Below are 12132 nucleotides of genomic sequence, written 5' to 3' on the forward strand. Positions count from 1 at the left end.
GACCGCTCCTACGGAGTAGGCTGTGGCGCTTGGGTTGATAACCGATCTTTCTGCCTCCAGATACGCAGGGGCCATCTTTCAAATCGGAGCCGGACATGAGCGACTCACTGGTAATCCCCTGCCCGCAGTGCAACGGGCTCAATCGCATTCCTGCTTTGCGCCTGACCGACCAGCCCAAATGCGGGCGGTGCAAGGCGGCGGTGTTGCTCGATACACCCTTCGAGCTGACTCAAGGCGACTATGCCAGCCAGATCAAGGGCGATCTGCCGCTGCTGGTGGACGTCTGGGCCGACTGGTGCGGGCCATGCAAATCCTTTGCTCCCGTGTTCGAGCAGGCGGCGGGGCAACTGCAGGGGCGATGCCGACTGGCCAAGCTGGACAGCCAGGCCAACCCGCAGCTGTCCACGCAACTTGGCATCCGCTCGATACCGAGTTTGATCCTGTTCAAGAATGGTCGAGAAGTGGCGCGGCAGAGCGGCGCGATGCCGCTGCCGCAGTTGCTGGCCTGGCTTGGTGCCCAGGGTATTGCCAACCTGTAGCAACCTGATGCACCGCATCGAGGCCGGACGCGGCTTGCGCCGCTGCTACAGGGGATTGAGCAAGGCCCGCCATTGGGTTGATCGCGGTGCGTGTAGCAGCGGCGCAAGCCGCGTCAGCGAACGGCGCGGTAGGTCAGGCGGATCGCGGTGCCCGTAGCAGCGGCGCAAGCCGCGTCGGCGAACGGCGCGGTAGGTCAGGCGGATCGCGGTGCCTGATTCGCGGCCGCAGACCGTTCCCTCAGTCGATCGCAGGGGTGCGAGGTCAGGCTTGTTCGAGCAGGTCATGCAGCTCGACGAACTGCTGGGTCAGCTTGTGTCGCGGGTCCAGGTAGATCAATGGGATATTCAGCTCATGGGACTCGCGCATCTTGACCGAGCTGTTCAAATACACCGGCAGCACGGGCAGGCCCTCGGCGATCAGTTCGTCGAGCATCTGCTGAGGCAGGCTGGCCCGAGGCTGGAACTGGTTGACGACGATACCTTCGACTTCAAGACCCTCGTTGTGGTCCTCTTTCAACTCATCGATTTCACTCAGCAGACCATAGAGCGCATGCCGGGAAAAGCTGTCGCAATCGAAGGGAATCAACACCCGATCCGCAGCGATCAGCGCCGACACCGCATAGAAATTCAACGCCGGCGGCGTGTCGATATAGATCCGATCATAATCTTCACTGAGCTCGTCGAGCAGTTTGCGCAGCTTGTTGATCTTGTGCTTGGCTTCCAGCTTGGGCTGCAGATCAGCCAACTCCGCCGAAGCCGTGACTACATGCAGGTTGTCATAGGGCGTTTGATGGATATCCACCTTGCCTTTCTTGCTGGCCGGCCCCGACGACAGGATCTGCTTGAAGAAATCCGCGATGCCCATCGGGATATCGTTACCGGTCAGCCCGGTGAGGTACTGGGTAGAGTTGGCCTGGGCATCGAGGTCGATCAATAACGTGCGAAAGCCCTCGTTGGCACTGACGGCCGCCAGGTTGCAGGCAATGCTGGATTTGCCTACGCCGCCCTTCTGATTGAACACCACGCGCCGCATCTATATCCCTCCATGACAGGCAAAGCCTCGAGTGTAGCGGCCAGAATATTACAGTTGCTAGCGCGCCGGGACGTTCATTCTCGGATTTTTCCTACAATTTCCTACAGTCTCGGTGCTAGTGTTGGCAGAAATCATTAGCCAGCTATATAGTTTTTCAACTCCTGCCGCCCCCCTCCCGAGGTCACCGTGAAAACTGCTGTCGCGCCTGCTGCGCAAGCTGTTGATACCCCTCATCAAAACGCCGCTCAGTTCAACGAGCAGTACATCGAAAAAGGCACCCCGCAGTTCCTGCGCACGGTACTCGCCCTGTTCAGCGGCGGCTTCGCCACCTTTGCCCTGCTGTATTGCGTGCAACCCATGATGCCGATCCTGTCCTACGAGTTCGGCATCAACGCCGCCCAGAGCAGCCTGGTGCTGTCGGTGGCTACCGGGATGCTGGCCATCGGATTGCTGATCACCGGGCCGATTTCCGACAGTGTCGGACGCAAGCCGGTGATGGTGGCAGCCTTGTTCAGCGCAGCGCTGTGCACCCTCGGCAGTGCCTTGATGCCTACTTGGGACGGCGTGCTGTTGCTGCGCGCCTTGACCGGATTGAGCCTGAGCGGCCTGGCTGCGGTAGCCATGACCTACCTGAGCGAGGAAATTCATCCGCAACACATCGGTCTGGCAATGGGTTTGTACATTGGCGGCAACGCCATCGGCGGCATGAGTGGACGCCTGATCACCGGCGTGCTGATCGACTTCGTCAGTTGGCACACTGCACTGTTGGTGGTCGGCGGCCTGGCTCTGGTCGCAGCGGCGGTGTTCGTCAGGATCCTCCCGGAATCGCGTAACTTCCGCCCCCGCAAGATGAACCCACGTGGCTTGCTGGAAGGCTTCACCATGCACTTCAAGGATGCCGGCCTGCCGTGGCTGTTTCTCGAAGCGTTCCTGCTGATGGGCAGCTTCGTGACGCTGTTCAACTACATTGGCTACCGCCTGTTGGCCGAGCCCTACCACATGAGCCAGGCGCTGGTGGGGCTGCTGTCGGTGGTGTACCTGGCCGGCATCTACAGCTCGGCGCAGGTGGGCTCGCTGGCCGACAAGCATGGCCGACGCAAGGTGTTCTGGATGAGCATCGTGCTGATGTTCGCAGGCCTGCTGGTGACCCTGTTCAATCCGGTACCCGTGATCCTGCTGGGGATGCTGATGTTCACCTTTGGCTTTTTCGGTGCGCACTCGGTGGCCAGCAGCTGGATCGGACGGCGTGCGTTGACGGCCAAGGGGCAGGCGTCTTCGTTGTACCTGTTCAGTTATTACGCGGGGTCAAGCGTCGCCGGGACGGCGGGAGGGATGGCCTGGCACTACGGTGGCTGGACGGGTGTGGGCGGGTTCATTGCGGGCCTGTTGACGGTGGCGTTGGTGGTGGCGGCGAGGCTGGCGAAGTTGCAGCCGGTGGGGGCGTCCAAATGAACCGCATGCACCGCCGACGCGGCTTGCGCCGCTGCTACAGGGGTGGGTGTTTCTGTAGCAGCGGTGCAAGCCGCGTCAGGTTTCAACGCGAGCGTCCAGATGTACCGCATACACCGCCGACGCGGCTTGCGCCGCTGCTACAGGGGCGGGTGTTTCTGTAGCAGCGGTGCAAGCCGCGTCAGGTTTCAACGCGAGCGTCCAGATGTACCGCGTACGCCGCCGACGCGGCTTGCGCCGCTGCTACAGGGGTGGGTGTTTCTGTAGCAGCGGTGCAAGCCGCGTCAAGATTCAACACGGCAGGATGTCAGCCGTGATATTGCCCTGAAAACTCATGCACGGCGTTGATGAATGCGCCGGCATGCTCGGGATCGACTTCCGGGGTGATGCCGTGGCCGAGGTTGAACACATGGCCTGTGCCCTGCCCGTAGCTGGCGAGGATCCGCGCCACTTCGGCGCGAATCGCTTCGGGCTTGGCGTACAGCACGGTAGGGTCCATGTTGCCCTGCAGGGCGACCTTGTGGCCAACGCGGCGACGGGCTTCGCCGATGTCGCAGGTCCAGTCCAGGCCCAGCGCGTCGGCGCCGGCGTCGGCGATGCTTTCCAGCCACAGGCCGCCGTTCTTGGTGAACAGGATCACCGGCACCTTGCGCCCTTCGTGTTCGCGGATCAGGCCGCTGACGATCTTGCGCATGTAGGCCAGGGAGAATTCCTGATACGCCGCGGCCGACAGGTTGCCGCCCCAGGTATCGAAGATCTGCACCGCCTGGGCCCCGGCCATGATCTGGCCATTAAGGTAGCTGGTGACCGACTGCGCCAGCTTGTCCAGCAGCAGGTGCATGGCCTGGGGCTGGTCGTAGAGCATGGCTTTGGTCTTGCGAAAATCCTTCGACGAACCGCCTTCGACCATGTAGGTGGCCAGCGTCCAGGGGCTCCCGGAAAAGCCGATCAGCGGCACCCGGCCGTTGAGTTCGCGGCGGATGGTGCTGACCGCGTCCATGACGTAGCCCAGATCCTGATGCGCATCGGGGATCGGCAGCGCTTCGATGTCGGCCAAGGTACTGACGACCTTCTTGAAGCGCGGGCCTTCGCCGGTTTCGAAGTACAGGCCCTGGCCCATGGCATCGGGGATGGTGAGGATGTCGGAGAACAGGATGGCCGCATCCAGCGGGTAGCGTTCCAACGGCTGCATGGTGACTTCGCAGGCGAACGACGGGTTCTTGCACAGGCTCATGAAGTCACCGGCCTTGGCGCGGCTGGCGCGGTACTCGGGCAGGTAGCGTCCGGCCTGGCGCATCATCCACACCGGGGTGACGTCAACGGGCTGCTTGAGCAGGGCACGCAGGAAGCGGTCGTTCTTGAGGGGAGTCATGTCAACATCCGGCAGAAAAGTATGAGGATTTTCGCAGAGCAAAGAACAACAAGCCACCGGCGAGGGCTGGGCGGTGATCTGCGCAGCAGCACCACCCGGCCGCCTGGCTGAATCAGTCCTGCGTATCGCTGCAGCGACTCACCAGGGCGTCGATCCTGCTTTTGCACTGGTCCATGGCATGGGCGTGGCCCTGGCTCAGCTCGACCTGGCGCTGGCATAGATTCAGCGCGGCCAGCACCAGCAGGCGGTCGCCGATCAATGTCGGATGGCTGCGCTTGGTCTGCGCCAGCGTGCGCTCGAGCATGCCGAACGCCTGACGCAGCGCCTGCTGTTCGCCGGGCGGTGCTTTCACTGAATATTCGTTGCCCAGGATCGAGAAGACCTCAACCCCGTCGTCAAGGTTCATACCGCCGCCGCAGTAGCACGCTCGACCAGTGCTTGAATACGCGCGGTGGTTGCGCCCTGCTTCTCTTCCTGTTCCAGCAGACTGAGCTGCAGCGTGTCGTTGTCATCCTTGGCCTGGGCCAGCTCGCCGGCCAGCTGGGCATTGCGTTCGGCCAGTTCCCGGTTGTGCTTTACCAGGTCGTTTACCAGGCTTTCCAATTGATTCAGGGATGCTTCCAACATTTGCTATTTCCAACACTTTGTCAGGGGCGCGAACGATAAAGAAAAAACCTCGCCCGGGCCAGCTTTGATAGGACCCCGATGGACCCCCAAATCGCTGTTCGGTTCGTCCCGTTCATCGGTCTTCATCGCTTGAGCGCTCGCGATGACGCGCATCACCTGCGGCAATTTGTCCCCTTCAGACTTTTTACATTCGACCGATAAGCCGTGCAGCCCTTTCTTGTGTCGCACGGACGCGCCCTACCTTTCGGTAACCTCACATGTCTTTACGCAACATGAACATCGCCCCGCGCGCTCTGCTCGGTTTCTCCCTCATCGGCGTGCTGATGATCGTGCTCGGGGTGTTTTCCCTGGTCCAGATGAGCCACATCCGCGCCGCCGGCCAGAACATCGAGAACAACACCGTACCCAGCATCACCAGCCTGGACGAGCTGACCCAGCTGACGCTGCGCCTGCGTGTGCTGTCGTACCGCTTGTTGCTCAATCGCGAAGCCGACATCCAGCAGAAAACCGTGCAGCTGTTCGACCAGCGCAACGAGCAGATCAACCAGGCCCAGGCCCGTTACGAGAAAATGATCTCCAATGACGAAGAGCAGGCGGCCTACGATGACTACAAGCGTTTGCTGGGCCAGTATCGCCAGCTCGAAGCTCGCATGAAGAGCTTCTCGGCAAACGGCCAGGTGGAAGAGCTGCGGACCATGCTCAACAGCGACATGCTGAGCAATTCCGAGCAGGTCAATGCCGTGCTCGAGAAACTGGTCAAGATCAACAATGTGCAAACCCGCGAGATCAATCAGCAAGCCGAGGATGAATACCGCTCGGCGTTCACCTGGGTGGTGGGCATGCTGATCGTGGCGACCCTGCTGACGTTCCTGTTTGCCTGGCTGTTGACCCGCAGCATCGTCAGGCCGATCGACCAGGCACTGGTGGCGGCCGAGGCAATTGCCGAAGGCAACCTGACCCGGCCGATCCATGCCGAGGGGCGCGACGAAGCCGCGCGGTTGCTGCTGGCCATGCAGAAGATGCAGGGCAAGCTGCGCGATACCCTGCAGCGCATTTCCGGTTCGGCGACCCAATTGGCATCGGCTGCCGAGGAACTCAACAGCGTCACCGACGAAGGTGCTCGCGGCCTGACTCAGCAGAACAACGAGATCGAACAGGCCGCCACTGCGGTCAACGAGATGACCAGTGCGGTCGAAGAAGTGGCACGCAACGCCGTGAGCACCTCCGAGGCGTCCAAGGACGCGACCACGTCGGCCAGCGATGGCCGTGACCTGGTCATGGAAACCGTCAGCGCCATCGAACGCATGAGCGGCGATGTGCAGAGCACCGCCGAGCTGATTGGCAACCTGGCAACCGAGTCGCGCGACATCGGCAAGGTGCTGGACGTGATTCGTGGCCTGGCCGACCAGACCAACCTGCTGGCGCTCAACGCTGCCATCGAGGCGGCACGTGCCGGCGAGGCAGGCCGCGGGTTTGCCGTGGTGGCCGACGAGGTCCGCGCGCTGGCGCACCGCACCCAGCAGTCGACCAGCGAGATCGAACGCATGATCGGCAGCATCCAGGGCGGCACCGAGCAGGCCGTGGACTCGATGCGCAACAGCACCGAGCGCGCCGAGTCGACCCTCAACATCGCCAAGGGTGCCGGCATGGCGCTGGAGACGATCAATGGCGCCATCGTGCAGATCAATGAACGCAACCTGGTGATCGCCAGCGCCGCCGAAGAGCAGGCCCAGGTGGCACGCGAAGTGGACCGCAACCTGGTGAACATTCGCGACCTGTCGGTGCAGACCGCTGCAGGTTCGGCGCAGACCACGGCAGCCAGCGGCGAACTGGCGCGCCTTGCAGTGGATCTGAACGGGCTGGTGGCACGCTTCAAGGTGTAAGCACCGGGCGCCTGGACGCGTTCACTCATAGACACCGCGCGCACCGCCGACGCGGCTCGCGCCGCTGCTACAGAAATACCGCAATGCCTCGTAGCAGCGGCGCAAGCCGCGTCCGGCCGCAACGCAGGCGTTCAGATGCACCGCGATGCCTTGTAGCAGCGGCGCAAGCCGCGTCCGGCCGCGACGCAGTCGTTCAGAAACACCGCGACCCCCTGTAGCAGCGGCGCAAGCCGCGTCTGGCCTCGACGCAGTCGTTCAGATGCACCGCAATACCTTGTAGCAGCGGCGCAAGCCGCGTCCGGCTTCGACGCAGGCGTTCAGATGCACCGCAATGCCTTGTAGCAGCGGCGCAAGCCGCGTCCGGCCTCGATGCGGTCGTCCGAAACCACGACTGACACCGCAATCGCACATCAGAACTCGATGCGCACATCTCCCTTCGGCACGCTGCAGCAGGACAGGATGTAACCCTCGGCTTCGTCATCCTCGGTGATGCCGCCGTTGTGCTCCATCTCCACTTCCCCGCCCAGTTTCAACACTTTGCAGGTGCCACAGATACCCATGCCGCAGGCCTTGGGAATCATCATTCCCAGCTTGGAAGCCGCCGCGTGCACGGTTTCGCCCGGCGCCACGCGGATGCTCTTGCCGCTGGCGGTGAACTCCACCAGGTGCAGTTCCGAGACGTCCACTTCCGGCGCATCGGCGGCCTGCTCGGCCTGTTCCACGGCGTCGGCGCGCGCCTCGGGCGGCGTGGCGCCGAACGATTCCTCGTGGTAACGGGTCATGTCGAAGCCGGCGGCTTCCAGCAGGCGCTTGACCGCAGTCATGTACGGGGTCGGCCCGCAGCAATACACCTCGCGCTCCATGAAGTCGGGCGCGATCAATTCCAGCAGCTTGTGGTTCAGGTAGCCACGGTAGCCCGACCACGGCTCACCCAGCCCATGCTTCTCGCAGATGATGTGCAGGCTGAAGTTGTCGACCCGCGAGGCCATGTGCTCCAGTTCGCGGTGGTAGATGATGTCCTTGGGCGAACGCGCACTGTGCACGAAAACCATGTCGACGTTGGCGTTGGTGTCGTAGAACCAGCGCGCCATCGACATCACCGGCGTGATACCGACCCCACCGCTGAGATAGAGAATCTTCGGTGCCGGAAAGTCGATGGCATTGAACAGCCCGACCGGGCCATGTACCGCCAGCTCCTGGCCCTCGTGCAGGGTATCGTGCAACCAGTTCGAAACCCGCCCGCCCGGCACTCGCTTGATGGTGATGGAAAAGCTGTACGGCACCGACGGCGCGCTGGAGATGGTGTACGAGCGCATCACCGGCTGGCCTTCGATTTCCAGTTCCAGGGTCACGAACTGGCCTGGCTTGAAAAAGAACAGAATGGGCTGGTCGGCCATGAAGCAGAAGGTGCGCACGTCCCAGGTTTCCTGGATCACCTTGACGCAACGAACGATGTGGCGCCCATTGGCCCAGGTCTGGGTATTGACGGGCATCAGGAAGGGGTTGGACATGCTGGTCTCCAAGGTCGACTGCCGACTGTGCGTGCAGCGATTCTGCGGGTGCACCGCCACCGCCACATTCCCATCCGCGACATCCACATGCTCATGGCGACCAGCCCCATGCCGCCTAGCCTGCAGCGTCGGGAATGGATTTGGCCATGTCGCCCATGGATAAGGTTCATGGCGCGCCGAGTCGCACACTCCACCGCATCTGAACGCAGTTTCAGCCGCCTTGCGTCGACAACCGTAACAGCCACTTTTTTCGCGGCCACACTGCCTGGCCATGAGGATGAACACGATGGATGCCACCACTACCCTGAGTCTGGGCGATCCGCTGGAACCCGCACGCAAGGCAACCGCCCAGATGCTGCAGGAACGCGAGCGTACCTTCTCGCTGCCGCAGCCGTTCTACAACGACGAACGCCTGTTCCAGATCGACATGCAGGAGATCTTCAACAAGGAATGGCTGATCGCCGGCATGACATGCGAGATCCCGGCCAAGGGCAACTACCTCACCCTGCAGATCGGCAGCAATCCGATCCTCGTGGTGCGCGGGGCCGAAGGGGTGGTGCATGCCTTTCACAACGTCTGCCGCCATCGCGGTTCGCGACTGTGCACCAAGGAAAAAGGCAAGGTGGCCAAGCTGGTCTGCCATTACCACCAATGGACCTACGAGCTGGATGGCCGCCTGCTGTTCGCCGGCACCGAGATGGGCGCCGACTTCGACATGAAGCAGTACGGCCTCAAGCCCGTGCATGTGAAAACCTCAGGCGGCTACATTTTCATCAGCCTGGCGGAGAACCCGCCTGCGATCGACAATTTCCTCAGTACGCTGAACCATTACATGGAACCGTACGACATGGAAAACACCAAGGTCGCGGTGCAGACCGATCTGCTGGAAAAGGCCAACTGGAAACTGGTGCTGGAGAACAACCGCGAGTGCTACCACTGCGGCGGCGCCCACCCCGAATTGCTCAAGACCCTGCTGGAATGGGACGACGTCACCGACCCGCGCGCCGACCAGGCCTTCAAGGACCATGTGGCCGCCTCGGCTGCCGCCTGGGATGCCGAGAAGATCCCCTACGCCCACGCCAGCCACGGCCTGCGCAACCGCATCGTGCGCATGCCGCTGCTCAAGGGGACGCTGTCGATGACGCTGGACGGCCAGGTCGGCTGCAAGAAACTGATGGGGCGCATCAAGAATCCGGACCTGGGTTCGATGCGCATCCTGCACCTGCCGCATTCCTGGAACCACTGCATGGGTGACCACATCATCGTGTTCACGGTGTGGCCGATCAGCGCGCAGGAAACGGTGGTCACCACCAAGTGGCTGGTGCACAAGGACGCCGTGGAAGGCGTGGACTACGACGTCGCGCGGATGCGCCAGGTGTGGGACGCGACCAACGACCAGGACCGCCGCCTGGCCGAGGAAAACCAGCGCGGCATCAACTCCACCGCCTACCAGCCGGGGCCGTACTCCAAGACCTACGAGTTCGGCGTGGTGAACTTCATCGACTGGTACAGCGAGCGGCTGCTGAGCAACCTGGGGGCGGAGCCTGCGGCGTATCTCAAGGGCGTGGCAGTGCACGAGTAACAGGCGAGCTCGGGATACATCCTGAAAAGATGCAATCTGGCGTTTGCCTGCCCAGGCATTCTATGGTCGCTGCCCAACAATAAAAGGGCGGCACCATGTCCTCCACTCCCGGCTTGCCATACGTTGCGGGCATCGATGGCCTGCGCGCGATCGCGGTACTTGCAGTCATCGTTTTCCATGTCGACTTCCTGCGCTTTCTGCCAGGAGGCTTCACCGGCGTAGACATGTTCTTCGTCATTTCCGGCTACGTGATCAGCCGCTCCCTGGCGCAAACGAGCGGCCTGCCGCTGCGCACCTTCCTGCTGGAGTTCTACCAACGACGCCTGCTGCGCATTCTTCCGGCGTTATTGCTTGTGCTCACCGCCAGTGTCCTGATGTCGGCGCTGATCGTTCCCCCGGTATGGCTCAGCAGCCAGAACGAAGACACTGGCCTGGCCGCATTCGTGGGGCTGAGCAACCTGGTTCTGGCCTGGCAGACCGACACCTATTTCTCACCGAAAGCCGAGTTCAACCCGTACCTGCACACCTGGTCGCTGGGCGTGGAAGAACAGTTCTATCTGCTATTGCCCACGGTCTTCCTGCTCTGGCTGCGCTACCGCGAAAACAGCGTTATCGCGCGCTGCCTGCTGCCTGCCTTGACCCTTGCCTCGCTGGCCTGGTGCGCGGTGCAGACCCACGCCGCACCCTTGTCGGCGTTCTATCTGCTGCCCAGCCGTTTCTGGGAACTGGCCGCCGGTGCACTGCTGTTCCAGGCCATCGGCCAAGGCCGCCTGACTTGCCTGCATGCGTGGCATCGACAGGCGATGCTGGTGGCCGGGCTGGCGTTGCTGGCGGCAGGCTTCATGCTGACGCCGACCGCACGCTTCCCGTACCCATGGGCGCTGGTCCCGGTGCTGGGCACGGTGTTGCTGATCGCCGCCGTGGTGCTCGGCAGCGATCGACCCGCTGGCCCGTTGCTGACGGTCTTGCAATGGCCAGCCCTGACGTACGTGGGGCGCCTGTCATATTCGCTGTACCTGTGGCACTGGCCCGTGGCGGTATTCCTGCGCTGGACCATTGGCCTGGAAGCATTGTGGATCCAGCTGGCCTACCCGTTGCTGGTGTTCGGCCTGGCAGCGGCGTCCTACCACTGGGTCGAAATGCCAGTGCGCCGTGGCGGCACGCGGTGGCATCGTCGTGCGGGGCTGTCGGTGTGCGGTGGGCTGAGTGCCATGGGGCTGTGCGCCGGAATTGCGGCGTGGACAATCCACTCCACCGAGCGTTTATCGCTGAGTACCGTGGCCGATAGCTACACCTGGCATGCCTACAGACACTACCCTCGGGAGCCGATCGAAAAGATCGACCAGCCGGCCCTGCACGGGCGCCAGCTTTTCGTGCTGGGCGACTCACACACTGCCGCGTACCGCACGATGCTCAACATCGTCTCGCTGCGACTGGGCATCGACGTGGTGGAATACGAACGCGGCGGCTGCGCAGTGGTCAGCCTGCTGGATGCCGATCCGCCCGCCTGCGCCTCTTGGCAGAGCAGTGCGTTGGCCGATATTCAGGCACGCGCCAAGCCGGGCGATGTGGTGTTCCTGGCGTCCCTGCGCATGCCGGAGCTGGCAGGTCGCGATTGGCAGCAGGGCGAGGACGCAATCTTCGAACAAGCACGCGGCGAGCGCACTGTGCAACACGCCCAAGCGGCGCGTCAGGCCGCCGACGCCGTGCTCGAATCGCTGCAGGCGGCGGGCTTGACCGTACTGATCGACGCACCGTCGCCGGTCTTCAAGGCCCCGGCGAACCGTTGCTCGGATCCATTCAACCGAATGAATCCGATCTGCACGCCCGGACTGAGCGTGGAACACGACCGGATAGTGCAGCTACGTGCGCCGCAGATGCATCTGCTGACGATACTGACCCGCGAATACCCGGCGCTGAACGTCTGGGATCCGTTGCCGATCCTTTGCCCGGGCAACACCTGCTCGACCTACGACTCGAACGAAACACCACTCTTCGCTGATGCCGACCACCTGAGCGGCCACGGCAACCGTGTGCTCGAACCCTCTTTCACAGCGCTTTTGATACACCTCTACGCACCCCTGCGAACGCGATGACGCACCCGGCACGGCAAGCCGAACGCGGCCTGCATCGCCG

General features: G+C 62.6%; 10 protein-coding genes. 5 read left to right on the forward strand and 5 right to left on the reverse strand.

Features of this window, described 5'->3' with window-relative positions:
* Positions 1–95: 95 nt before the first annotated feature.
* The gene (trxC, locus tag ONG87_RS19500; protein WP_264381878.1) at positions 96–539 is read left to right on the forward strand and encodes a thioredoxin TrxC; all 444 of its coding nucleotides are present in this window, start codon (positions 96–98) and stop codon (positions 537–539) included.
* A 262-nt stretch (positions 540–801) separates the two neighbouring features.
* Here trxC and ONG87_RS19505 read toward each other — a convergent pair whose 3' ends face one another.
* Positions 802–1572, reverse strand: a complete 771-nt coding sequence (locus ONG87_RS19505; RefSeq protein ID WP_264381879.1) for a ParA family protein — start codon at positions 1570–1572, stop codon at positions 802–804.
* Positions 1573–1836: 264 nt separating this feature from the next.
* On the opposite strand from ONG87_RS19505, the gene ONG87_RS19510 reads away from it, so the two are divergent.
* A complete protein-coding gene (locus ONG87_RS19510) occupies positions 1837–3024 on the forward strand; it encodes an MFS transporter (protein ID WP_264382882.1) in 1188 nt (395 codons plus the stop codon).
* Positions 3025–3328: 304 nt separating this feature from the next.
* Here ONG87_RS19510 and hemE read toward each other — a convergent pair whose 3' ends face one another.
* From hemE to ONG87_RS19525, 3 genes are all read right to left on the reverse strand, one after another.
* Positions 3329–4393, reverse strand: a complete 1065-nt coding sequence (hemE, locus tag ONG87_RS19515) for a uroporphyrinogen decarboxylase (RefSeq protein WP_122479776.1) — start codon at positions 4391–4393, stop codon at positions 3329–3331.
* Between the two features lie 112 nt (positions 4394–4505).
* Entirely contained in the window at positions 4506–4799 is a 294-nt protein-coding gene (locus ONG87_RS19520) for a cell division protein ZapA (RefSeq protein WP_122479777.1), read from the reverse strand.
* Complete coding sequence (locus tag ONG87_RS19525) at positions 4796–5020, reverse strand: hypothetical protein (RefSeq protein WP_192103211.1); 225 nt, start codon at positions 5018–5020, stop codon at positions 4796–4798. Before ONG87_RS19525 ends, ONG87_RS19520 begins: the two co-directional genes overlap by 4 nt.
* Positions 5021–5277: 257 nt before the next feature.
* On the opposite strand from ONG87_RS19525, the gene ONG87_RS19530 reads away from it, so the two are divergent.
* Entirely contained in the window at positions 5278–6903 is a 1626-nt protein-coding gene (locus ONG87_RS19530; protein ID WP_185794774.1) for a methyl-accepting chemotaxis protein, read from the forward strand.
* 410 nt (positions 6904–7313) lie between these two features.
* Here the strand turns inward: ONG87_RS19530 and gbcB are convergent, their stop codons facing one another.
* Positions 7314–8414, reverse strand: coding sequence for a glycine-betaine demethylase subunit GbcB (gene gbcB, locus ONG87_RS19535; protein WP_122480122.1), 1101 nt, complete (start codon positions 8412–8414; stop codon positions 7314–7316).
* Positions 8415–8700: 286 nt separating this feature from the next.
* Here gbcB and gbcA point away from each other — a divergent pair, with 286 nt between their 5' ends.
* Positions 8701–9996: a glycine-betaine demethylase subunit GbcA gene (gbcA, locus tag ONG87_RS19540; RefSeq protein WP_122480123.1), complete on the forward strand. Its 1296-nt coding sequence runs from the start codon at positions 8701–8703 to the stop codon at positions 9994–9996.
* Between the two features lie 95 nt (positions 9997–10091).
* Positions 10092–12092, forward strand: a complete 2001-nt coding sequence (locus ONG87_RS19545; RefSeq protein WP_264381880.1) for an acyltransferase family protein — start codon at positions 10092–10094, stop codon at positions 12090–12092.
* Positions 12093–12132: the final 40 nt, after the last annotated feature.

Source organism: Pseudomonas sp. MM227, assembly GCF_947090715.1.
In the GTDB taxonomy this organism is placed as follows: domain Bacteria; phylum Pseudomonadota; class Gammaproteobacteria; order Pseudomonadales; family Pseudomonadaceae; genus Aquipseudomonas; species Aquipseudomonas baltica.